General features: G+C 73.2%; 17 protein-coding genes. 10 read left to right on the top strand and 7 right to left on the bottom strand.

Going from position 1 to position 22,663, the window contains the following annotated elements:
* Positions 1-104: 104 nt before the first annotated feature.
* Entirely contained in the window at positions 105-2,612 is a 2,508-nt protein-coding gene (gene lanKC, locus ACI1MP_RS00415) for a class III lanthionine synthetase LanKC (RefSeq protein WP_404867307.1), read from the bottom strand.
* Positions 2,613-3,260: 648 nt separating this feature from the next.
* Between lanKC and ACI1MP_RS00410 the strand changes: the two genes are divergently transcribed.
* Positions 3,261-3,950 (top strand): SDR family oxidoreductase, encoded by a 690-nt coding sequence (locus tag ACI1MP_RS00410; protein ID WP_404867306.1) that lies wholly within the window; start codon positions 3,261-3,263, stop codon positions 3,948-3,950.
* Between the two features lie 91 nt (positions 3,951-4,041).
* On the opposite strand, the gene ACI1MP_RS00405 is transcribed toward ACI1MP_RS00410, so the two are convergent.
* Entirely contained in the window at positions 4,042-6,498 is a 2,457-nt protein-coding gene (locus tag ACI1MP_RS00405; RefSeq protein WP_404867305.1) for a hypothetical protein, read from the bottom strand.
* Between the two features lie 172 nt (positions 6,499-6,670).
* A complete protein-coding gene (locus ACI1MP_RS00400; RefSeq protein ID WP_404867304.1) occupies positions 6,671-6,952 on the bottom strand; it encodes a hypothetical protein in 282 nt (93 codons plus the stop codon).
* 241 nt (positions 6,953-7,193) lie between these two features.
* On the opposite strand from ACI1MP_RS00400, the gene ACI1MP_RS00395 reads away from it, so the two are divergent.
* From ACI1MP_RS00395 to ACI1MP_RS00385, 3 genes are all read left to right on the top strand, one after another.
* Positions 7,194-8,162: an MBL fold metallo-hydrolase gene (locus tag ACI1MP_RS00395; RefSeq protein ID WP_404867303.1), complete on the top strand. Its 969-nt coding sequence runs from the start codon at positions 7,194-7,196 to the stop codon at positions 8,160-8,162.
* A gap of 223 nt (positions 8,163-8,385) precedes the next feature.
* Entirely contained in the window at positions 8,386-8,961 is a 576-nt protein-coding gene (locus ACI1MP_RS00390; RefSeq protein WP_404867302.1) for a GNAT family N-acetyltransferase, read from the top strand.
* A 247-nt stretch (positions 8,962-9,208) separates the two neighbouring features.
* Positions 9,209-9,538, top strand: coding sequence for a DUF1330 domain-containing protein (locus tag ACI1MP_RS00385; protein WP_380330478.1), 330 nt, complete (start codon positions 9,209-9,211; stop codon positions 9,536-9,538).
* 137 nt (positions 9,539-9,675) lie between these two features.
* Here the strand turns inward: ACI1MP_RS00385 and ACI1MP_RS00380 are convergent, their stop codons facing one another.
* The gene (locus ACI1MP_RS00380; protein ID WP_380330475.1) at positions 9,676-9,948 is read right to left on the bottom strand and encodes a hypothetical protein; all 273 of its coding nucleotides are present in this window, start codon (positions 9,946-9,948) and stop codon (positions 9,676-9,678) included.
* A gap of 720 nt (positions 9,949-10,668) precedes the next feature.
* Here ACI1MP_RS00380 and ACI1MP_RS00375 point away from each other — a divergent pair.
* From ACI1MP_RS00375 to ACI1MP_RS00360, 4 genes are all read left to right on the top strand, one after another.
* On the top strand, positions 10,669-14,664 hold the full coding sequence (locus ACI1MP_RS00375) for a lectin-like domain-containing protein (RefSeq protein WP_404867301.1): 3,996 nt from the start codon (positions 10,669-10,671) through the stop codon (positions 14,662-14,664).
* Between the two features lie 337 nt (positions 14,665-15,001).
* Positions 15,002-15,823, top strand: coding sequence for an arylamine N-acetyltransferase (locus tag ACI1MP_RS00370; protein ID WP_404870742.1), 822 nt, complete (start codon positions 15,002-15,004; stop codon positions 15,821-15,823).
* 425 nt (positions 15,824-16,248) lie between these two features.
* Positions 16,249-16,380: a hypothetical protein gene (locus ACI1MP_RS00365; protein WP_404867300.1), complete on the top strand. Its 132-nt coding sequence runs from the start codon at positions 16,249-16,251 to the stop codon at positions 16,378-16,380.
* A 99-nt stretch (positions 16,381-16,479) separates the two neighbouring features.
* The gene (locus tag ACI1MP_RS00360) at positions 16,480-17,370 is read left to right on the top strand and encodes an alpha/beta hydrolase (protein WP_404867299.1); all 891 of its coding nucleotides are present in this window, start codon (positions 16,480-16,482) and stop codon (positions 17,368-17,370) included.
* Between the two features lie 159 nt (positions 17,371-17,529).
* Here ACI1MP_RS00360 and ACI1MP_RS00355 read toward each other — a convergent pair whose 3' ends face one another.
* Complete coding sequence (locus ACI1MP_RS00355; RefSeq protein WP_404867298.1) at positions 17,530-18,807, bottom strand: MFS transporter; 1,278 nt, start codon at positions 18,805-18,807, stop codon at positions 17,530-17,532.
* A gap of 365 nt (positions 18,808-19,172) precedes the next feature.
* Here ACI1MP_RS00355 and ACI1MP_RS00350 point away from each other — a divergent pair, with 365 nt between their 5' ends.
* Positions 19,173-19,778, top strand: coding sequence for an AAA family ATPase (locus tag ACI1MP_RS00350; protein WP_404867297.1), 606 nt, complete (start codon positions 19,173-19,175; stop codon positions 19,776-19,778).
* Between the two features lie 31 nt (positions 19,779-19,809).
* On the opposite strand, the gene ACI1MP_RS00345 is transcribed toward ACI1MP_RS00350, so the two are convergent.
* Both ACI1MP_RS00345 and ACI1MP_RS00340 read right to left on the bottom strand, forming a co-directional pair.
* The gene (locus ACI1MP_RS00345; protein ID WP_404867296.1) at positions 19,810-20,706 is read right to left on the bottom strand and encodes a hypothetical protein; all 897 of its coding nucleotides are present in this window, start codon (positions 20,704-20,706) and stop codon (positions 19,810-19,812) included.
* Between the two features lie 118 nt (positions 20,707-20,824).
* On the bottom strand, positions 20,825-21,808 hold the full coding sequence (locus ACI1MP_RS00340) for a phosphotransferase family protein (protein WP_404867295.1): 984 nt from the start codon (positions 21,806-21,808) through the stop codon (positions 20,825-20,827).
* 175 nt (positions 21,809-21,983) lie between these two features.
* On the opposite strand from ACI1MP_RS00340, the gene ACI1MP_RS00335 reads away from it, so the two are divergent.
* Entirely contained in the window at positions 21,984-22,490 is a 507-nt protein-coding gene (locus ACI1MP_RS00335) for a cupin domain-containing protein (protein WP_404867294.1), read from the top strand.
* The last annotated feature ends 173 nt before the right edge of the window (positions 22,491-22,663 follow it).

Below are 22,663 nucleotides of genomic sequence, written 5' to 3'. Positions count from 1 at the left end.
GTGGTGCTGCGGTTTCTCCGGCGGTCGCCGGAAAATCGTGGGGCGGCATGACCCGGCCGCGACGGGGCGGGGGAGCGGGCGTCAGGACCCGCGTCCGGGGTGGTTCAGCTCTCGGCCGGCCAGAACGGCATCGGCGGGCTGCCGTCGTACACCGAGGCCAGGGCCGTCAGCACGCCGGCGGTGCCGGTCGCCAGGTCCATCGACAGGCGCAGCAACTGCTCGCCCGGGAAGGCCGGTCGGCCGTTCCGGGGCAGCACGTGCCAGGCCAGGCGGCGGACATGGCGGTCGATCAGGTCGTCGTCCGGCCCGGTGTCCAGGCCGAGCAGGGCGATCAGCCCGGCGCGGCCGTTGAACAGGCCCGGCTGCACGATGAACTCCGGTTCGGCGGCGGCCCGGATCAGCGCCACCTGCTCGGCGAGCGCGGGATCGGGGCGGTGCCGCAGCAGGGCGTGCGCGACGGCGGCGATGCCCGCGCTGCCGGACTCCAGGTAGGGCAGCACCCGGCTGCCGTCGTCCACCTGCAGGGTGCCGTCCTCGGCCGTGACACAGCGGGCGAGGTCCTGGTCGAGGGCGGCCCGGGCGAGGTCCAGCAGGACGGGGTTGTCGCACTCCTCGAACAGGCGGACCAGCAGCAGGGCGGTGCCGCTCGCGCCGTGCAGCAGGCCGGGCCGGGCCGTGGCCGGCGCGGGCTCGCCCAGGCGGAGCGCGGCGACGGCCCGGTCGGCGCTGGCGGCGGCCGCGGCCAGCAGGCCGCGGTCGCAGCTGGTGCGGGCGAAGTGCAGCTGGGCCAGACCGATGCCCGCCAGACCCGCGGACAGGTCGGCGCCCGCGCCGGGCGCCTCGTCCTTGTCGAGGCGACGCAGCAGGTCGAGCGCACTGTCGCGATGACCCAGGCGGTCCAGCACCCAGGCGGTGCCGTGCGCGCCGACGAACAGGCCCGGCCGGCACGGCTGCCGCTCCACCGCGTCGAGCAGCCACCGCACGTGCCGCGGATCGACGTCCGCGCCCACCGTGTGCAGCGCCCACAGGACGCCGGCCGCGCCGTACGACAGGCCGAGGCCGTCGTGGGTGAACTGGGCGGGGTCGCCCGGGAACAGCCGGTCGGCGCGCTCGGGCGTGGCGCTCGCGGCGATCGCCGCCACCAGCCCGTCCCGCAGCCGGGGCCAGCCGCCTTGTCCCTCGCCGAACAGGCCCTCCACAGCGGCGAGTTGCTCCCCCCCGGGCGCATCGGCCTCGGGCAGGTACCCGTCCGGCAGCTCGAAGCGCTTGCGGGCCGAGCGGGCCAGCGCCGCGCCCTTCGCCGGGTGCAGCACGGTCAGCGGCAGCAGCGGCAGGAACGCCCACAGCCGCAGCGCCCGCAGCGCGTGCTCGTCCACCTCGAAGCCGGTCAGCCCGGCCGGTGCGGCGAACCCGGCCGCGCCCAGCGCGGGGCGGACGAACTCGTCGACAGGAGAGGCGAGTTCGAAGTCGATGAAGACCACCGAGCCGTCGTCGCGGACGATCAGATTGCGCGGATGGAGGTCACCGAAGACGATGCCGCGGCCGTGGATGGCGTGCAGCGCCCGCTCCACCGCGTCCAGCACCGCCGTCGCCTCCTCGCGGTACGCGGCGACCGCCGCCTCGTCCGCCTCCGGGTGCACCAGCGGAAAGCGGCGGCCGAACCAGTGGTGCAGCCCCTCGCCCGCCACGTACTCCTGCACCAGGAAGCGGTGCTCCCACGCCGTCAGATCGCCCAGCACCGCGGGCACCGCGTCCAGACCCGCCAGTCGCTCCAGGATCCGCTGCTCGCGGACCAGCCGCTGCACGGCGTCCTCGCCGCGCTGGTCGAGACCCGCGAACGGGCGGCCCTCCTTGAGCACGACCTGCTCGTCGCTGCCGGCCCGCCGCGCCAGGTAGATGCCGCCGCCGTTGGAGAAGTGCAGCGCCCGCTCCACCGCAAACGGGAAGTCGTCGACACTGCTGCGGCCCGCACCCGCCACCGCCTCCGCCAGCACCGCCGGCACCGGCGCCCAGGACGGCAGGTCGAACGCCGCCCGCCGCACATCGGGACGCAGCACGCCCGACGGCTCGCGCAGCGCCAGCACCAACTCGCCCTCCTCGTTGCGGCACCACTGCTCCGTGAACGCCCCGTAGCGCAGGTACAGCGGACCGCGCCGCCAGCGCAGATCGCTCAGGACGTACGGGCCGGGCGCCCCCGCCAGGGCGTCGTCCAGCTCGGTGAGACATCGCTCCAACTGCGCCTCGTCGGCCGGGTACAGCGTCATGAACTTCCCGCTGGAGCCGCGCGAGGCGTACTTGGCGTTCTGCGTCTGCACCAGCGCCGGGCTGCGCAGGAACTTGAACGCCACCCCGTGCTCGAAGCAGTGCGCCCGCACCACGTCCAGGATCCACGGCGCGTTGTCCAGGCAGGCCGAGACGTGGATCTTCCACCCCTGCTCCGGCAGCGGCGGCGTGGCCGGCTGGTAGCCCACCCACACCTCACGCAGGCTGCGCACCCAGCCGCTCGGCGCGGCTTCGGTGGCCGCCGGGAACTCGTCGCGGGCCGCCCATTGGACCGGGGAGTCGTAGAAGACCGGATCGGCGTAGGAGTACGCCTCGTAGCGCATGTCCATCGGAAGAGCTCTCCATGGCGCGTCGCAGGGGGAGGGGGAGACCCCCGGATGCCGGACGGCGTGAAGCCGGCACAGCACGGCAGCAGGGGGATCGTCGGTCGAGCCGATTGTGCGATCGGCTGACCGCCACCGAGAGTCTGCAAGGGACGGCGCGACCGTCGAAAGAGCTTCGGAAAGGGTTGGCCGGATTCCGCAGGCGCATGCCGGAGGCCCTCCCTCCGGTCCCCGACCCTCCCTTTACCTGCGCTTTCCCGTGCCGGGCGCAGCCGAGTCCGCAGGCCCGCGCCCGCCCCTCCCGGGCGTCCCGCCAGCGCAGACACCCGGAAGCGGACCGCGTCACCGCCCCGCCGTCGCACGCGCCGGTACGGCCGCGCCCGGGTCGCACCTCGGCACAACGTCGGAGCGCACGAGCCCGCCGGCCGGGCCCCGATCCGGCACCCACTGGCCGGTACCCGACCGGCGCGCCAAGGGCGTGCGAGGCGTATCTCTGCCGCCGCACGCGCCCACCGTCCCGGCAGTCGCCCCCTCCAACACGCCCCCGGCGTGCGGCCGTTACCGCGCGCCCCACCTGGGACGACACGCCCCGGCCGGGCCGCGGATGGCCGGTTGTCGGTCTTCCGGGCCACCCCACCCGGGTAGCACCCCGGCATGGCAACGCACTTCCTCACCGGCGCCGGCTCCGGCATCGGCGCCGCCACCGCCGAGCTGCTCGCCGCCCGCGGCGACCGGCTCTGGCTGCTCGCCCGCGACAGACCCACCGCCGCCCGGCTGCGCGAGCGATTCCCCACCAGCCGCACCGTCGTCGCCGACCTCGCCCACCCCGCCGGCCTCGCCCACGTACTCGGCGGACCCGCCGCCCCGCCCCGGCTCGACTCCCTGCTGCACATCGCCGGCACGGCCGACTGGGGGCCGGTCGGCGACAGCGATCACGAGCTGTGGCGCCGCACCCTCACCGTCAACCTGCTCGCCCCCGCCGAGCTCACCCGGCTCCTGCTCCCCGCCCTCCGCACCGCCCAGGGCCACGTCGTCTTCATGAACTCCGGCGCCGGCCTGCACGCCCCACCCGGCCTCGGCGCCTTCGCGGCGTCCAAATTCGCCCTCAAAGCGCTCGCCGAGTCCCTGCGTGCCGAAGAACACCCCCACCGCGTCCGAGTAACCACCGTCTACCCCGGCGAAGTCGACACCCCCATGCAACGCCGCCTCCACGCCCGCTTCCGCATGGCCTACGACCCCGCCGCCTGCCTCACCCCCCAATCCGTTGCCGCCGCCCTCGCCACCGTCCTCGACCACCCCCACGACGGAACGGTCAGCGACCTGACGCTGCGCCCGGGCAGCTGAGGGAGCCGGGACGGAGGAGGCGGGGGTGGCTCGGCGTTGGCGGTGCACCCCGGCCGGCGTTCGGCGGTCGGCCGGGGTGCGGGTGGCGCCGTTACGCGGTGGTGAGGTCGACGCCCAGGACGCCGGTGGCAGTGGCGACGCAGAGGCGGCCCTCGTCGGTGAGGGCCAGGCCGACGGCCGGGGCGCCGAGGTGCAGGTCGTGGGTGACCCGCTCGGCGCCGGCCAGGACGACGCGGACCAGGCCGTCCGTCCACGCGGCCGCGCAGACCAGGCCGCCCGGCGTGGTGGCGACGGCGACCGCGGTGACCGGGACGTCCCGGGCCGGCACGGGCGGCGAGAGCGGGCCCCGGCCGGGCATCCAGGCCTGGACGGCGCCGTCCGTGCCGCCGCTGATCAGCAGGTGGTGGCCGCCGTGGTGGGCGAGGTCGACCGCCGTCACCGGTGAGGCGTGGAGCGGGCCGTCGCTGTGCACCGGGTCCGTGCCGTCCCGGTCGTCCAGCAGGTGGACGCGGCCCGCCGCGTCGCCCGTCGCCACCGCCCGCTGCTCGCCACCGCGCGCCGCGATCGCCGTCGCCGCGTCGTCCATGGCGGCCAGCAGCCGCCGCACGGCGTCGGAGGACGGACGGAGCTCCTCGACGGCGCCGCTGCGCCGCAGCGCCCAGGCGCCGCCCTCGTGGCCGACGGCCAGCGCCACCGTGGAACGGTCCGTCAACTGCGCAGACGATTCGCCGGCGGACCGGCCGGTGGCCGGGTCGAGCACCACGACGTCCCAGCCGACGGCGACCGCGAGACGGTCCTCGTGCCGGGCGAGCAGGCTCACCGGGTCGCTCTCGCCGACGAACGCCCAGCGGGCCCGCCAGTCGTGCCCGGCGAGCTCGGCGAATCGTTCCGCGAGGTCGCCGTCCGGCCCGACCGTCCAGCGGTGCAGAGCGGACGCCCGCTCGGCGGGGTCGTCGGTGGCGGTGACCCGCGGCCCGGCCAGCCGCCACGCCCGGTGCACGGGCGTGCGCTCGGCCGCCGTGCGGTCGGCGTCCGAGAACTGGCGTGCCCGCTCCTCGTCGAACTCCTTGCCGTCCGCGAGCGCCTCCCGGCGGGCCTCCGCCTGCGCGAGTTCCGCCCGCTGCCCGGCGTCCGCGACCCGGACGGCGGCCACGTGCTCCAGGGCGAGGCCGACCGCCGACGGATCGGCGTGCACCAGGACGGCCGGGTCGGCCAGCAGGTCGTCCACCGGGGCCGAAGTCCGGACGGCGTGCCGCAGCACCAGGTCGAGCCGGGCGGCGTCCTGCGGGCCGGGCTGCTCAGGGAGGAGGTTCTGCCGGATCGACAGGTGGTCGAGGCCCGACCGGGCGAGCCGCTCGGCGAAGGCGTCCGGCCAGACCCGGTACCGCCCGTCCGGATCGGCCGGCAGCAGCAGGTCGACCGCCTCGTGCACCGCGAACGGGCCGAGGCTGCCGGGCAGTTCGCCCCACAGGTCGGTGTCGAGACCGCCCCGGACCGAGGCCAGCACCGCCACGGGGGCCCGGACGAGTTCGGGCAGCGACTCCCACCAGGTCTCGGCGAGCGTCTCCGCCTTCCGCGCGGGCGTGGCCGCCGGGTCCAGCAGCACCCCGTCCCCGGTGCGGGCGGCCAACAGCGCCAGCGCGGGCGACGGATAGACCTCCGCCGGGAGTTGACGCTCCGCCAGGGCGGTCGCCCACCGGGTGAAGGCGTCCAGGTCGGTCCACTGCGGCTGGTCCAGGTCGAGCACGGCGGCGGGCACGTCGAGTGCCGCCACGGCCGGAGTGTCGGAGGCGCACTCCACCACCAGTCGCAGCCACGGCACCCGCAGCAGCGGCCGCAGCACCTCCGCGGCGATGCGCTGCGCGGCGTCCGACAGCCGGCGGGCGCCCGCCCGGTCGAGATCGGTCACCACCAGGACGCGCGGCACCCCGTCGACCAGCGCCGCGACCAACTCCTCCGGGTCGGCCGCCGACACGCCCAGCAGCGCGGCGAGCCGCCACACGAAGGCGTCCACCGTCAACTCGGCGGCGGACAGCAGCACATCGGTTCGCCGACGCGGGTGCGGACTGTCCGCCGGGCACGCGGCGGCCAGCCAGTGCAGCAGGTGGCTGCGGCCACTGCCGCTCGACCCGGCGATCCGGCACAGCCGGGGCGCGTGCGGATCCTCCAACCACCCCAGCAGCGCCCGCCCGGCCGGGCGCCGCCCGGCGTGCAGCGGCGGCAGCGGCGCCGCGCCGTCCCCGACCGGCTGCTCCGGCAGCGGGGCGCCGTAGCGCGGGTTGGGCCGGAACCGCAGCGGACGACCGTGGGCGTCGACCTGCCAGGCCCCCTCCACCGCCTCCACCGGCACCGACCCGTCCGGGTCGTGGCCCTCGTCGGCCTTGAACAACCAGCCCCCGCGCCGCACCGCCTCCGCGCACTGCTCCCGCGTCATCCGCGGAAACGGCCGGTACCCGGGCGGTGCGACCGTCGGCGGGTGCTCCTCCGCCGTCGGCGCTGCGCCCTGCTCGGCTGGGACGATCAGCTCGCTGGTCCAGTCCGCACCCATACAGTCCTCCCCCGTCGCGACTTCTGTTCGGTGTCGAGGTACACCTTGCCATCGCCCCGGGCATCGCGGCAGCGGCCCGTCACTTGTCACCGTCGACCCCGCCTCCCGCCCGGGGTCCGGCCCCGCCGCAGACGCCCGCCGTCGACGCCCGACGCAGACGCCCGACGCCCCGTCAGGCGCGGGCCCGGGGCTTCCGGAAGGCCAAGCCGGTCAGCAGGAGGCCGACCAGCGTGATCGCAGTGCCGATCGCCCACAGCGGAGCGCCCCCGGCCTGGCTGAACAGGCCCACCGTGCAGCCGATCGGCGTCAGCAGCGCGCCGACGGTCCACCGCCCGAGGGAGGTCGGGCGCTCGGGGCGGAGCGGCGGCCTGCGGCCCAGCATCAGGACCCGGACCAGGTGCGGCACGGACATCGCCCAGATCAGCGCCGTGCACACCCAGCGGAACATCGCCATGCCCGCACACTCCCTGCCCCGAAAACGCCACGGCACTTCACCGAGCAGCCGGATCCTTCCACCACCGGTCGACCCCGCGGCACGGACCCCCTCCCTTCCGATGCGGTCCTCCAGTCCCGGCCCGTTCGGGAGAAGCTCCGCAAGAACATGCCTTTCCCGGGCAGAGCCGTGGCCCATGGGAAAGCTGATGTTCCGTCAGGACCGCGGAACCGGCCGGACCGGTGGGATCGTCCGTCCACGCATGAACGACAACACGTTAGGACGACGAGGTCTGCTCCGTACGGCGGTCGCGGGCGCGGCCCTGCTGCCGATGGCCGGTGCGGGTGTCGCCGCCGGGGCCGGGACGGCGGCCGCGACCGAGCCCGGGCCGGCGCCGGGCGGAGGCGGCGAGACGGTCTACACCTGGCTCGGCACCACCGGTTGGCGGATCGAGGGCAACGGGAAGACCGTGCTGTTCGACCCGTACATCACGCGGTTCCCGACCGACGGCTTCAACCCGAAGACGCGGCTGACCGTGGCCCCCCAGCTGATCGACCGCCACATCGGCACCCCGGACCTGGTGCTGGTCAGCCACTGCCACTGGGACCACTTCAACGACGTCCCGTACATCGCAAAGAGCCGGGGCGTGCAGGTGGTCGGAACGGCCACCACCTGCTTCCTGCTCCGGGCGATGGGGGTCGACCCGGACCAGCTGATCGTGGTGAAGGGCGGCGAGTACCTCGCCTTCGACGGGTTCACCGTCCAGGTGGCGGCCAGCCTGCACAGTCGCAACGCCAAGCACCAGTACTGGGTGCCCGGCACGCTCACCGGTCCGACCGCCACCGCGCCGCGCACCATCGGCGACCTCCCGGAGGGCGACACCCTCGCCTTCCAGGTCCGCCTCGGCGACGGCCCGTCCGCGCTGCTGACCGGCGCCGGCGACTTCGTCGAGCAGCACTACGCCGGGCTGAAGCCCGACATCGCCATGATCTCGACGGAGAGCACCGCCCACAGCGTCCACCGCTACGTGCCGCGGATCCTCAAGGCCCTCGACAACCCTCGCACGGTGATCCCCGTGCACTGGGACACCTTCGAGAGCCCGCTCACCGACCCCGCCGTCCAGGACACCGCCATGGACCTGGACGGCCTGATCGCCCGGACCCGTGAACTGTCCCCCGAGACCCGCCTGATCCGCCCCGAGCACCTGACCCCGCTCCACCTGCGGGCCTGACCGGCCCTCCCCGCCGCACCCACCCGGCGCGGCGGGGAGCCACCGCTCCGGGTGGGGCCGTGACCTCCTTCGCCCCGGCCCTGCTGAACCGTCGCGACTCGACGGGACGGGGCCGGCGCCGAGGTCCGTCGACAGGCCCGACGCCCCTGTCCCGACGTCAACTATGGTGTGCAGAAGCCACGGTGGAACCACCCACCGCCCGACGACACCACCAGGGGGACCCATGACCGATGCCGCACTCCACGCCCCGGCGACCATCCCGGCCGACATCGCCACCGAGCGGCTGATCCTGCGCCCGTTCACCGTGGACGACACCGACGACCGGTACGCCTACCAGGCGCTGCCCGAGGTCGTCCGCTACCTCTACCGCCCGGCGCTCACCCGCGAGGGCTGCGAGGAGTCCATCCGCGCCCGCGCCCACGCCGGCTGGAGCGCCGACGGGGACAGCCTCCTGTGGGCCGTCTGCCGTGCCGATCAGCCCGGCGTCCTCGGCGAGGTCGTCGTCATCCTCACCAACGCCCGCGCCCGTCAGGCCGAGATCGGCTGGGTCTTCAACCCGGAGTACGCCGGTCAGGGCTACGCCACCGAAGCCGCCCGCGCCCTCGCCGCAACCGCCTTCGAATCCCTGGGAGTTCACCGCGTCTTCGCTCGGCTCGACGCCCTCAACACCGCCTCCGCCCGGGTCTGCGAGCGCCTCGGCATGCGCCTGGAGGCCCACCTGATCGAGAGCGACCTCGACGGCGACCGCTGGGGCAGCGAGTGCGTCTACGCGATGCTCGCCCGGGAGTGGAAGGCCTGACCCCACCGCCACGAACCGGCCCCCGGCGGCCGACGCGATCGACGTCGCGTCGGCCCGGCCGTCGGGCGGGCAGAGGTGCGGAACCGGGCGGAACCGGGCGGGACGTCTGCGATCCGGCGCTGCATGCGGTCGTGCACCTGGGGTGCTCCACCCAAGCGGCCTACCTATTCGTGACCGATTCCCTCCGTTCGGCAGCTGCGTAGCGTCGTGGACGTCAGCCCGACCCCGATCCTCTGGGAGCGCCACGATGCCCGCCTACGCCCTGGCCCAGGTCCACGCCGTCGAGCCCTGCGCCGACACCGTCGAATACCTCCGGCGGATCGACGCCACCCTCGATGCGTTCGGCGGCCGCTTCCTGGTCCATCGTGGCAAGTTCGAGACGGTGGAGGGGAGTTGGGGAAAGATGGGGCTGATCCTGATCGAGTTCCCCGACTACCGGCAGGCCCGCGCCTGGTACGACTCGCCCGCCTATCAGGACATCCTGCACCTGCGCACCCGTCACATGACGGCCGACGCGATCCTCGTCGAGGGCGTCCCCGCCGGCTACCGGGCCGAGCGCTCCCTCGCCGAGCACTGACCGCCTCCCGGCGGCGTCGAGCGCGGTGCTCGTCGGGTCCGCCGGAACGCGAAGGCGCCCGGCGGGTGGAATACCCGCCGGGCGCCCGGTTCGGAGTCAGCCCTTGGACCTGGGCCCCTCAGCCGAGGTCAGAGCGCTCAGAAGCTTGCGCCGGAGTCGGTGAACGAGCCGGAGACACCCTCGTCGCCCGCGAACACCCAGCCGGCGATGTGGTCGACGCCGTGCGGGGAGACGACGGAGGCGACGGCCGCCTCGCCGGCGCCCTCCTCGTTCGCGATGAACTGGGCCTGGGCGAAGTGGGCCTCGGGGCCCTCGTGGAAGCCTTCGTGAGCGGAGGCGAGTCCGGCGCAGCCGATCACGAGGGGGGCGGCGAGGGCAGTGACGGCCAGGACACGCTTGACAGCACGCATGGAAATTCTCCTCCGAGTAGTTCGGTTTTGCGGCGGGGCCTGTGGTGACCCCGACGACTCCAGGACGACATGGGAGCCGGAAGCCTGCAACGGGGCTGTGCGTCCGTCTGGAGCTGACGAAGCGTCATGAACCCTTGTCCCGCCGGAGAAGGATCAGATCGTATGTTCACCCTTGGGTGGCTGCTCCAGCGGTGCAGCGGAGGTGGACCCCGGCTGCCGGCGTCGCCTGCCGGGTCGATCGGGCGGTGGGTCCGGTTCGGCTGCACGCGCGTTGGCGGCGAGCGAGTCTGACGGAGCGTCAGAAGTGCCTTGATGTACGGTGGGTGAGAGTTCGGATCTGTCGGTCGCCGCGCCTCGTCCTGGCAGGTCCGGCCGGGCGGCTCCGGTCGCGCGGCGTCGCTCGCGGGCACCGCGACTCGGTGCGGTGGTGGGTGGAGCGACGGCCGGTCCGCTGGGCCGGTCGGCGCCGCGCAGGTGGCCGCCCCGTCGAACACATGGTCGGCCGATGCTGCGGCCGCCGTCGGCCCGCCACGTCCCCGAGGTCGCGATGCGGCGAGCGAGGGTCGGTGGCGACACTCCTGATTTCCCCATCAGGACCTCATGATCCCGGCGGGACTGATGCCCGGTCGGCATCCCGGGCTGGCGCATCCGAGGGATTCCCTAGGACCACAGATAGTACAAACTGATAACTCTTGGTAGTGGCTGCACATAGTCAAGGGCATGACGAGACATTTCCGCGGACCGGGGCGGCTCAGATCCCGCACGGCCCGCTTCATCAGCGCCGCAGCCACCCTCGGTCTGGTCGGTACGGGTCTGGCCGCCACCCTCGGCGCCCAGGCCGTCGGCCCCGCCCCGCGCCGTGCTGCCGCCGCGCCGGAGCGTGTCCTGGCCACCGGTTCCCCGCTGCTCCAGGAGGACTTCACCGGTGCGACCGCGGACCCGAGATTCGTCGCCGTGGGCTCGGCCTGTCTCACCGGCGGACCCGTCACGACGCCCCTCCCGCCGGACGGGCACCCGCTGACGGGCTGTCCGATCCCGGAGATCGGTCCGGTGCCGCCGCTGGACAGCGCGCCGTTCGGCTACCTCCGGATCACCGACGCCGCCAACGACCAGAACGGCGCGGTGCTGTTCGACCAGGCGCTGCCGGCCGGCAACGGCCTGGACGTGACCTTCGACCAGTGGCAGTACGGCAGCACCACGCCCGCCACCCCGGCCGACGGCATTTCGTTCTTCCTGGTCAACGGTGATGTCTCGCTCGCACACCCGGGGGCGTTCGGCGGCAGCCTCGGCTACGCGCAGAAGCTGCCCGACGACGACCCCAACCTGGCCATCCTGCCCGGCGTCGACCGGGGCTACCTCGGCGTCGGCCTCGACGTCCTCGGCAACTACTTCGGCGACTGGGAGCACCGCGGCAACGGCTGCACCACCCGTTCCCCCGCCGGAACGGCCTTCCACGTCCCGGCTCCCGGCCCCAACATGGTCACCGTCCGCGGCCCCGGCCACGACGAGGACGGCTACTGCTTCCTCACCGCGACGACCAGCAACTTCTCGACCACCGGCCCCTGGCCGTCGACGCTTCCGGGCCAACTGCAGGGCCCGCTGACCTTCCTCCCGCCCGACGTGACGCCGGCCCAGGCCCAGGCGCTGCTGGAGCCGTCCCGCCGCCGGGTCAACGTCCACCTGACCCCGGCCCCGACCCCGGTGCTGACCGTCACCGTCGACTTCAACGACGGCACCGGCCCGCACCAGGTCCTCCAGACCCCGGCGCCCCAACCCGTCCCCTCGACCTACAAGTTCGGCTTCGCCGGTTCGACGGGCCTGTTCACCGACGTGCACCTGATCCGCAACGTGGTGATCAACACCGACGAGCCGCTGCCCGAACTCAACCTGGTCAAGCAGGCCCACCAGCCCCTGCCCGCGAACCTGACGGTCGGCAGCAAGATCCCGTACGACTTCGTCGTCACCAACTCCGGCAACGTCCCGATCGACAACCTCGCGGTCAACGACCCGAAGGTGGGCCCGGTCAGCTGCCCGGTGAGCGTGCTGCAACCCGGTGGGACGGTCACCTGCACCTCGACCTACACCGTCACCGCGGCGGACGTGGCCGCGGGCCACGTCGCCAACACGGCCCAGGCCACCGGTACGGCCGACGACGACCCGGTGACCTCACCGCCCGCGTCCGAGGACGTCCCGCTGGTGGCCCCGCCGAGCATCGACGTCCTCAAGCACGTGGACGAGCCCGGCCCGTTCCACGTGGGCGACACCGTCCACTACACGTACACCGTGAGCAACACCGGCGGCACGCAGCTGAACAACGTCTCCGTCACGGACGACAAGGTCACCGGCATCACCTGCGACTCCTCGACCCTCGCCCCCCGAGGATCCCCCGGGGACCGCACACAGTGCCACGGCACCTACGTGATCACCGCCGCCGACGCGGACGCGGGCCAGGTCACCAACCACGCGGTCGCGCACGGCATCGCCGACGACCAGCCGGTCACCTCCCCGGAGACGCAGGCCACCGTCGAGGTCGTCGGCCCGTCGTCCCTGTCCCTCGCCAAGGCGGCGGACACGGCAGGCCCCGTCCACGTCGGCCAGACCGTCAACTACACGTACACGGTGACCAACACCGGGCAGACGGTGCTCGACCAGCTCCTGGTCACGGACGACCACGCGACGCCGGTCACCTGCAACGCGACGACCCTGAACCTCGGCGCGAGCACCACCTGCCACGCCACGTACGTGGTGACCGCCGCCGACCTGGCGCTCGGGCACCTCACCAACAGGGCCGAGGCAGCCGCCACGAACCCGGACGGGGACACGGTTCTGAGTCCGCCGGCCGAGGTGAGGCTGCCCGTGGCGGGCGAGGCGCGGCTCGGCATCGAGAAGACGGCGGACTCCGCGGGTCCGTTCCGGCTGGGCGAGACCGTCCACTACACGTACACCGTCACCAACACGGGCACGCCGGCCATCCACAACGTCACGGTCGCGGACGACCACGTGGCCGGTGTGACGTGTGACGCGACGACGCTGAACCCGGGTGCGAGCACGCTCTGCCACGGCTCCTACGTCATTACGGCGGCGGACGTGCAGGCCGGTCACGTGACGAACACCGCGCACGCGAACGGCACCGGCCCGGACGGCGAGCCGGTGGCGAGCCCGCCCGACGACGCCACGGTCACCGTCGTGGGCGAGGCGGTGCTGTCGATCGAGAAGACCGCGGACAGCGCCGGCCCGTTCCACGTGGGCGACACCGTGCACTACACGTACACCGTCACCAACACCGGTACCAGGGTGATCCACGGCATCACGGTCACGGACGACCACGTGGCCGGTGTGACGTGTGACGCGACGACGCTGAACCCGGGTGCGAGCACCCTCTGCCACGGCTCCTACGTCATCACGGCGGCGGACGCGGCAGTGGGTCACGTGACCAACACGGCGCACGCGAACGGCACCGACCCCGAGGGGCGGCCGGTGCAGAGCCCGCCCGACGACGCCACGGTCACCGTCGTGGGCGAGGCGGTGCTGTCGATCGAGAAGACCGCGGACAGCGCCGGCCCGTTCCACGTCGGTGACACGGTCCACTACACGTACACCGTCAAGAACACCGGCACCGTCGCCGTCCACGACATCGCCGTCACGGACGACCACGTGGCCGGTGTGACCTGCGACGCGACGACGCTGAACCCGGGTCAGAGCACGCTGTGCCACGGCTCCTACGTGATCACTGCCGCGGACGTGGCGGCGGGCCACGTGCTGAACAAGGCTCATGCGTCGGGCAAGGACCCCGAGGGTCGTGCGGTGGAGAGCCCGCCGGGCGAGGCGGACATCCCGGTGGTGGGCGAGGCCAAGCTGTCCATCGTGAAGAAGGCCGACGCCGCGGGCCCGTTCCGGGTGGGTGACACGGTGCAGTACACGTACACCGTCACCAACACCGGCACCGTCGCCGTCCACGGCATCGCGGTCTCGGACGACCACGTGACGTCGGTGACCTGCGACGCGACGACCCTGAACCCGGGCGCCCGCACGGTGTGCCACGGCTCGTACGTGATCACCGAGGACGACGTCGAGGCCGGGCACGTGACCAACAAGGCCCGCGCGAGCGGTGTGGACCCGGAAGGCGATCCGGTGGAGAGCCCGCCGGGCGAGGCGACGGTGGAGACCACGTCGGGTGCGTCGTCGCTGTCGATCGTCAAGCAGGCCGATGTGTCGGGCTCCGCGCGTGTGGGCGACACCGTGACGTACACGTACACGGTGACGAACACCGGGACGACGGTGCTGACGGACGTCGCTGTCGCCGATGACCGGGTCGCGCAGGTCACCTGCGACGCGAGGACGTTGAACCCGGGCGGGAGCACGACCTGCCGCGGCACGTACGTCGTCACGGCGGAGGACGCGAAGGCCGGTCACGTGATCAACACGGCGAAGGCTTCGGCCCGTGACCCGCAGGGCCAGCTGGTGGAGAGCCGGCCGGTGTCGCTGTGCGTGACCGTCTCGGAGTGCCCGGAGAAGGAGAAGGGCGAGGGCTGCGTGAAGGTTCCTCGTCCGACGGAGCCGCCGAAGCACGGCGGTGGGGGCGGTCACCTGCCGGACACGGGTTCGCCCGCGGGTCTCGCCGCGGTGGGCCTGGCCGGTGGCGGGCTGCTGACGCTGGGCGGAGTGCTGCTGTACCGGGCACGGCGCCGCGCGAACGCGGACCGGTTCGTGGGGTAACGCCCGCGGATTCGCTGCTCGTTCAGTGCGGACCGCCCCCGGGGCCTTCGGGCTTCGGGGGCGGTCCCCTGCCGTTCTCGTGCGGGTGGTCCGGCCTGGGGAATGTGTGTGCGGGCGCTGGTTGTTGCCTCGGCTTGTCGGTGTCGGTCTGCGGCCCGTCGTGTGCTGTTTCTCGGTGTCAAGTGGGGGGTGTGGTGGGTGGTTTCGCCGGCACCCGGTCCTGTCGTCGGGCTTCGTCGCCCGCTGCTCGGGGCGGGGCCGGTGGGCGGGGGAGTGCCTCCGCTGTCGTGGGGCGGGTTTCTGGTGCAGATGTTTCCGTGGAAAGGCAGTGGTCCTTGTGGTTGTCGACCTTGAGAAGTACTTCGCGCGCATTGGATGGGACGGTGGTCGGGCGCCGACGCTCGAAACCTTCCGCTCCCTGCACCGCGCGCACGTCATAGGCATCCCGTTCGAGAATCTGGACGTCGTCGCGGGCGGAGTGCCGTCGTTGGACCTCGACGATCTCCAGGCCAAGCTGGTCGAGTCGTCGCGGGGCGGTTACTGCTTCGAGCACAACAGCCTGTTCGGCGCTGTCCTGGAGCAGTTGGGCTTCCAGGTGACCCGCCTTTCGGGCCGGGTGCGGTACGGCGCGCGGCCGGGGGAGGAGCGTCCCCGGACGCACATGGTGCTGGCCGTCGAGATACCGGGCGTCCCGGGCCGGTACCTCGCGGACGTCGGCTTCGGCGGCCTCGGCGCACTGCTGGAACCGCTGCCGATGGTCCCGGGCCAGGTGAACGAGGCCGGCGGGCGCCGCCACCGCCTGGTGGTGGAGGAGCCGGAGGGCTGGGCGCCGGTGTGGGTGATGCAGGCCTTCCGGGGCGGCGGGTGGGAGGACCAGACCGCCTTCACCCTCGACCGGGTGCCGGTCCCGGACCTCAAGCTGGGCAACTGGTTCACGGCCACCCACCCGCGCTCGCCCTTCCACCGACTCTTCGTCCAGCGGACCTTCGCCACGGGGCACCACCTGCTGCTCGACACGAAGACTGTCACCCGGACCGGACCCGACGGAGCCGTCCACCACGAGGAGATCGAAGACTCCGACGAGCTGCTCCGCCTGCTGGAGTCCGACTTCGGCATCACCCCACCGGCCGCCCTCCGTCTGCCGGCCGACGTGGCCTGAACCAGCCCGCGCGGACGGGGCGGCACGCTGACGGTCGGGGCGCGCGCCGCATCGCCCGGAGCGTGAGCGCCTCCTGCGCGGTGTGGACTCATACCTGAGAGCCAGACGGGAGGACAGCTCTGCAGGGTGAGGCCGACCGGCAGGTCTGCGTCGTAGGTTCGCAGCTGCAGTGACGGCCGGGGGAGCAGACGGCAGCTGCCGGGTCCTGGTCCGCCAGCACTCGGCTGCGCCCGGCGACGTCCGACAACCGGTGTTCGGCACCTGTTCTTCTGCGAGTGGGGGGTCGAGGACCGTGCGCGTCCCGACACGTTCCGCGGGCGGCATCGCGCCGCCCCCGCACCTCGCAGGAGTGCAGACATGACCACACCCACGAGTTCCGCAGCCACGGACTCCGCATCCGCAGGCCCTGCCGTACGGGTCTGCCGGTGCGGGTCCTGCGGGGCGTCTGCGCGGCCCTGGCCTCGTTCCTCACCTTCCTCGCCGCCGCGATCGTCCTCGGCGCATACTTCCCGGCCATTCCCAAGACGGGTGTGATCGGGCCGGTCCTGGGCGCGTAGTACCCCTTCCACATCGCGCTGCTGGCGCTGGTCGCGGCCGCCCTCGCCGCGTCGGCGTGGCGTTTCGGGCTGGTGCGGTGGGGGCGGGCGGTCACGGTCGTGACGGCGCTGTGCGCGGTGGGCGCGCCGGCGATCGGCGCCGTCCAGTTCCGGGCCGCGCAGGCAGCGGGCGTCCAGGTGTCCGTGGGGGAGGTGCTCACCGGGCTCGCCTACCCGGCGGTGAAGCCCGACGCGACCGAGACGTACGCGAGTCCCGAGGGCGAGGCGCTGCAGGTGGACGCCTACCTGCCGGCGCGGGCGTCGGGCGGCAAGGCCCCGGCGGTCGTGCTCGCCCATGCCGGGGGCTTCCACACCTTCGACAAGAGCGATCTGCGCGGCACCGGCCGCTGGCTCGCCGACCACGGGGTGGCCGTCTTCGCCGTCGACTACCGGCTGGCCCGCCCGGACCGTCCCACCTGGGACAAGGCCCCGCAGGACCTCGTCGCCGCCATGGAGTGGGTGCAGAAGAACGCCGACAAGTACGGCGTCGACCCCGCGCGGATCTCGCTCGGCGGCATGTCGGCGGGCGGCACCCTGGCGATGAACACCGCCTACCGCCTCCAGGCCGGCACCCTCACCGCCCCCGGCGGCGGCACCCCCCGGCCCCCCGCTTCCGTGATCGGCTTCTACTCCGGCACGGACGTCACCCGCATGTGGGAGGAGGACATCGCCGGCACCCGCGAGGCCGCAGAGATGTTCACCGGCGGCACCCCGCAGCAGTACCCCGACCGCTACCGCGAGGTCTCCCCGACCTCCGACGTCCGACCCGGCCTGCCCCGCACCCTCCTCGTCGTCGGAGACCGCAACCGCAGCGCCCGCCCCGAGACCGTCACCGCCTTCGGCGACGCGCTCAAGAAGCAGGGCGTCCCCACCGAGGTCAGGCAACTGCCCTTCGCCGAGCACGCTTTCGACGACGCGTACGGCAGCCTGACCTCCCGGACCAGCCGGTAGATCCTCCTCGACTTCCTCACCGGCGACGCCCGCTGACGGGGGTCGTCCTGGGCCCGGCCAGCCCGAGAAGCCGTGAGGACAGGGCCTCCGGTGCAGCTCGGGGTCCGCTCGAACGGAGCCCGGACCGTCCCGGACCGGCCCGGGCCTCGGTCCGCCCGCTCAGACGCCGAGCTCCCGGGACTGTCCGGCCCACCGGACCACGACCGGCATGGCCAGACCGGCCGCGACGAAGACGCCGCCCATCACCAGCCAGCCGGGGACGCCCCAGCTCAGGCAGAGCAGGCCGAGCAGGCCCGGAGCGACGGTGTAGCAGAGGCCCATGCCGATGCCGAACACGCCGGAGTACTGGCCCTGCGCATGGGCGGGGGCCAGCCGGAACCGCAACTCCATCGACCCGGCCGCGTGCCACAGCGAACCCACGGTGTGGACGGCGACTCCGGCCGTCATGATCGCTGCGGCGGCCCAGCCCGGCAGGTCCGAGGCCATCGCGATGACCGCCATGCCGACCAGGAACGCCAGCCCGGCACGCCGGGTGGCCCGGCCGGCGACCTGGCCGCCCTTGATCCCGCGGCTGGTCCGGATCTGAAGGACGACCACCATCACGGTGTTGACGGCGAGCGCGATGCCGGCGAACCAGCGAGGTGCATGGGTGTGCAGGACCACCCACAGCGGCAGGGCGTAGGTCACCACCTCGCCCTGGATCCACAGGATGCCGTCCAGCACGACGAACGCCAGGTACGGCTTGTCCTTCAGCGCGAGCCACCGGTCCGACCCGGTCGAGGCCGGCAACGGCTCCAGCCCGGGCAGCCGGAGCATGACGGCCGCGCAGCCGACGAAGGTCAGGGCGTTGGCCAGGACGAGCGCGCGGTAGGCGGAGCCGGAGTCGAGCTGGATCACCACACCGGCGGCCAGCGCGCCGAAGGTACTGGCCAGGAAGGCGGCCGAGCGCAGGTAGGAGCGGAACCTCGGCACCTCGTCACCGCCGAACCGGCGGATCATCGGCCCGCGCGCCGCGCCCCCCGAGGCACCGGCCAGGTCGGTCACCGCCACCGCCACCATGAACGCCACGAACGAGTGGGCGAACAGCAGCGACACCATGGCCACGGCCTGGATCAGCAGGGTGACCAGGAAGACGCCGTGCGGGCCGCGGCGGTCGGCGAGGTGCCCGACGGGCGGGCCGGCGAGCAGACCGACCACTCCGGCGACCCCGAGACCCAGGCCGACCTGCTCGATCGGCAGGCCGATCACCCGCAGGGCGTACAGCGGCGCCGTGGCCAGGAAGGCCGCGGTGCCGAGCTGGTTGATGAAGCCTCCGAGGGCCAGTCTGCGCTGGGGTCCGGACTCTAGGAGTAACCCTCGGCGCACCAGCCAGGGCCGACGGTCCGGGGCGGTGTCCTCCTGGCACTCATCGGGGGACAGCGTGCTGGTCCGACTCACGTGCTACTCCTGAACGTCGATCACGGCTGGGCGGGGACGGACGGCGCGGCGCGGTGCCCGGGAGCGAGCCGCGCGTCGAACGCCTCGGCGAACCCCGGCGAGGGACTCAGCCGGAGTCGCCTCCATTGATCCGCTCACGGCGACACCGGTCTGCGAATCAAGGCTTCAAGATCATCTCAGGAGAGCATGCTCGCTGCTCCCGCATCCGGCGATCCGTCAACAACGGGCCTGATCCGCTGTCGAGCTGCTTCCACCGTCCGGGCCGGCCCGGGCCGGGCGATAGCGGTGGCGATGGCGGTGGCGGTGGCGGAGGCATGGTCGGACCCGCCTCTCAGCCGGGTTCCCGGGGCCTCTACCGTGGCGGTATGCGCACCGACCTTCGCTCCTGGGACGTTCTGTTGATCGGCGGCGCCTCGGGCGTCGGCAAGAGCCGCGCCGCTGCCGGCCTGGCTGCCGCCCATGGTGCGTTCACCGTCGAATTCGACGACGTGGTGGCCGCGCTCCAGGCGGCCACGACGCCGGCGACCCATCCCGCGCTGCACCATTTCGCGGCCTACCGGGACCCGGAGGCGGAGCTGGGCCCCGACCGTGTTCTGGATCTGCAGATCGCCACCGCACACACCCTGGACGAGGCCCTGCTCGGTGTGGTGCGCAACCGTTTGAGCGTGGACGTGCCCGCCATCGTGGAGGGCGACTACCTCACCCCTCGCGCCGCCGCACGGGCCGCGGCCGAGGCCGCCGCCCACCGCCGCCGCCTGCACACGGTCTTCCTCCACGAGGGCGACCCCGCGCGCATCGGCGCCAACTACGCCCACCGCGAGCCCGATCTGGGCCCCCAGCCCGCTCGGGCCCAGGTCAGCGCCCGCTACTCCCACTGGCTCGCCGACCAGGCCCGCGTCCACCGCCTGCCCGTGGTCGACTGCCACCCCTACGACACCCTCCCGCAGCGCCTGGCCGCCGCTCTGACCTGACCGTGACGGCCCCCGCTTCGTGGCCGGGCCGTCAGGCGTCCTTCCCGGCCTGCAGCAGGCGGCGGATCGAGTCCGCCATCGCGACCACGAACGCGTCCCGCTGCTCCTGGGGGACGACGTCCAGCGACAGGTACGGGTTGAGGTCCTCCAGCTCCACGAGCAGCAGTTCCCCGTCGGTGGTGCGGCAGGCGTCCACCCGCTGGATGCCGTGGTCGAGGGTGTTCCAGTCGATGAACCGGCGGGCGAAGGCCAGGTCGGCCTGCGTTGCCGGGTAGGGCGTCAACTCCCAGCGGCGGGCCGGATCCGGTGCATGGAGGGCGTACTGGAAGGCGTCGTCGACGAAATAGAACGACACCTCGTAGCGGAAGTCGACCAGCGGCTGGACGAGCAGCTCCTGCGTGCCCGCTCGCTCCAGGTCGGCCAGCTCCGCGCGGTCCACGACGGAGAGTCCGATCGAGTCGGCGCCGGCGGCCGGCTTCACCACGTACCGCTCGGCGCGCGGCAGCAGGTGGGCGTCGGCCGGCCGGTCGACGGTCGGTATGACCGGGAATCCGGCCCGGGTCAGCTCCACCAGGTAGCCCTTGCCGGCCATGTCGCCGCGGCCCGTCAACGGGTTGTAGACGCGGGTGGCGCGCGCACCGGCCTGCCGGCGGAACTCCTCGAACGCCTCCCGGTAGTACAGCACCGGCCCGCTGTTGCGCACGACGACCGCATCGAAGCGGTCCATCAACGCGACCGCGTCCCGCGGATGGCACAGGGCCAGATCGAAGTCCTCGCGCAGGCGCGAGGACAGGAAGATGTCCTCGTCGCAGTACCGGCGTCCCTGCGCCGGATATGCGAGATCGGTGACGAACAGAATGCCGGAACGCTCGCGCACGACGCAGTCCTCTCCCGGTGGGCGAGCGGCCACTCTACGGGGCGAGGCCATCACGGCCCCGACGCCGGTGCCTGGTCACGCCGGTCGGCTGCCCTCTTCAGCGAGCTGCCGGACCTGGAGGACTGTGCTGCGGACGGATCGCACGTCCGGGCACTCAGGCATCAGCGACCTACGCGTAGCGCTCGAACAGAGCGTGGAGGTACTCCTCGAGTCTGCTGCCCAGAAGGGCGGGGCTCAGGTCCGTGCGGCCGAGCTCGCGCCAGGGGACGGCGACCTTCTCCGCGTCCGGCGCGAAGGCCAGGGCGTCGACGACCCGCCAGTACAGGTGCGCCGCGCGCTGCGCGGCGAGGTTCCCGCCTGCGGCGAGGTAGCGGTCCGCGAAGGCCATCCCGAGGGAGACGCCGTGGAGCAGGGCCAGGGCCGTCGAGCAGTGGGCCACATCGAGGTCGGCCGGTCCCCACGAGGTCTCCACCCAGTCGACCACACCGCTGATGCGGAGGTCGTCGCCCTGACCGTCGAAGAGGACGTTGCCCGGATGGAAGTCCCGGTGCAGGAAGCAGGAGTCGTGAGCGGGCGGGTCCTGCCGGATGACGTCGACGGCGCGCTGCCAGAGCTCGGGCCGCAGCGTGTCCTGAGGGAGCGTCACCCGCTCCGGCGACGTCCAGGCCTGCCAGGCCCGCGGCCTCGCGTCGCGCGGGACCTCGACCCGATGGATGCGCACCAACTGCCCGGCCAGCAGATCGGCCCGGCGTTCGGCGTCCCGGTCGTCCAGGCGGACGGCCCCGGACAGCAGTGACATCAGCAGGGACGGGTGGTCGCAGTACGTCGCGGTCGCGTCCACGTCCAGGAGCGTGGCCGCAGGCACGTCCGTGGCCCCGAGCAGACGCAGGATCGCGGCTTCGCGGGACAGCAGACCGTCCGCGTGCTGGACGAAGAAGGGCTTCACGAAGGACCGCAGCACCAGGTCCCGTCGGCCACCAGGCCCTTCGACGCGGAGCCTGCGCATATCCGAGGTCCAACCACCGCGCAGCCGCTCGTCGCCCGCTATCCGTTCCCCATCGGGGAGTTGACGCTCCACCCACGCCCGCGTGGCGCCCCGGCCCAGCACCTCGGGATCGCCGTCGAGCTGCTCTCCGCCCCCGCCTTCGGTCACGACGGAAGGCTATCGGAGCCACGGACGACGCGTCCTCCGGGCCCGGTGATCCACCCGCACGGGCACAGGCACTCGTCCCCGTGGGTTCCCGGTGTTCCGGCGGCAGAATCGACCCTGGGTTCCAGGCCGGAATTGACTTGTCAGAGGGGCCATTTGGGGCTCTAGGCTCATGGTCATGACGAACGAGAACCTGCCCGTGACCATGCCCGCGATGCTGACCCGCCGTGCCGACGCCGAGACCTGCGCCGATCCGAGCAGCGTGATGACGCTGCTCGGCGAGTCGGATGCCGCGCTCGGCGGGTTCACCAGCTACCGCTCCAGTTTCGCCGCCGGTGCGCCGGGGGCGCCGGCGCACTTCCACACGAAAGCGACGGAGCTGTTCTTCGTGCTCGGCGGTTCGCTGCGGGTGCTGGTGGACGATCAGGTCACCGTTCTGAACGCGGGCGACTTCCTGGCGGTGCCGCCGCACACCCCGCACGCCTTCGCGGCCGCGCCGGGCGTGGAGGCCGACGTCCTGTTCGTCTTCACCCCGGGCCTGGGACGGTTCGACTACCTGCGGCTGCTCGGCCGGGTCATGCGCGGCGAGGCCGATCCGAAGGAGATCGCCGAGTCCGCGGAACGCTTCGACAACCACTACGTGGACAGCCCCGTCTGGCGCGCTGCCCTGGAGGCCTCTGCCTGAGCGGTCGCGGACCGCGTCGCCGGTCGGGGTGCGGGCGGGTTCGGTGGCGGCCTGTGGGCGCGGGCCGATTGGCAGGATGTCGATGCAATTGGGCATTTCCGCCGGCTCCGCCGGCCGGTCTCCCCGCGCAGAATGCACAGCAGAGCCGGCCGTGCGGCTCCCGAACGGAGAGA

Source organism: Kitasatospora griseola (assembly GCF_044999035.1).
GTDB classification, from domain to species: Bacteria; Actinomycetota; Actinomycetes; order Streptomycetales; family Streptomycetaceae; genus Kitasatospora; species Kitasatospora griseola.
Note: the sequence above shows the minus strand (reverse complement) of the source record. Positions and strands in the feature narration are given on the sequence as shown.

Excerpts from the sequence above, each read along its gene's own strand:
- lanKC (WP_404867307.1), bottom strand. The coding sequence starts at position 2,612 with ATGGACATGCGCTACGAGGCGTACTCCTACGCCGATCCGGTCTTCTAC.
- ACI1MP_RS00410 (WP_404867306.1), top strand. The coding sequence starts at position 3,261 with ATGGCAACGCACTTCCTCACCGGCGCCGGCTCCGGCATCGGCGCCGCC.
- ACI1MP_RS00405 (WP_404867305.1), bottom strand. The coding sequence starts at position 6,498 with ATGGGTGCGGACTGGACCAGCGAGCTGATCGTCCCAGCCGAGCAGGGC.
- ACI1MP_RS00400 (WP_404867304.1), bottom strand. The coding sequence starts at position 6,952 with ATGGCGATGTTCCGCTGGGTGTGCACGGCGCTGATCTGGGCGATGTCC.
- ACI1MP_RS00395 (WP_404867303.1), top strand. The coding sequence starts at position 7,194 with ATGAACGACAACACGTTAGGACGACGAGGTCTGCTCCGTACGGCGGTC.
- ACI1MP_RS00390 (WP_404867302.1), top strand. The coding sequence starts at position 8,386 with ATGACCGATGCCGCACTCCACGCCCCGGCGACCATCCCGGCCGACATC.
- ACI1MP_RS00385 (WP_380330478.1), top strand. The coding sequence starts at position 9,209 with ATGCCCGCCTACGCCCTGGCCCAGGTCCACGCCGTCGAGCCCTGCGCC.
- ACI1MP_RS00380 (WP_380330475.1), bottom strand. The coding sequence starts at position 9,948 with ATGCGTGCTGTCAAGCGTGTCCTGGCCGTCACTGCCCTCGCCGCCCCC.
- ACI1MP_RS00375 (WP_404867301.1), top strand. The coding sequence starts at position 10,669 with ATGACGAGACATTTCCGCGGACCGGGGCGGCTCAGATCCCGCACGGCC.
- ACI1MP_RS00350 (WP_404867297.1), top strand. The coding sequence starts at position 19,173 with ATGCGCACCGACCTTCGCTCCTGGGACGTTCTGTTGATCGGCGGCGCC.
- ACI1MP_RS00345 (WP_404867296.1), bottom strand. The coding sequence starts at position 20,706 with ATGGCCTCGCCCCGTAGAGTGGCCGCTCGCCCACCGGGAGAGGACTGC.
- ACI1MP_RS00335 (WP_404867294.1), top strand. The coding sequence starts at position 21,984 with ATGACGAACGAGAACCTGCCCGTGACCATGCCCGCGATGCTGACCCGC.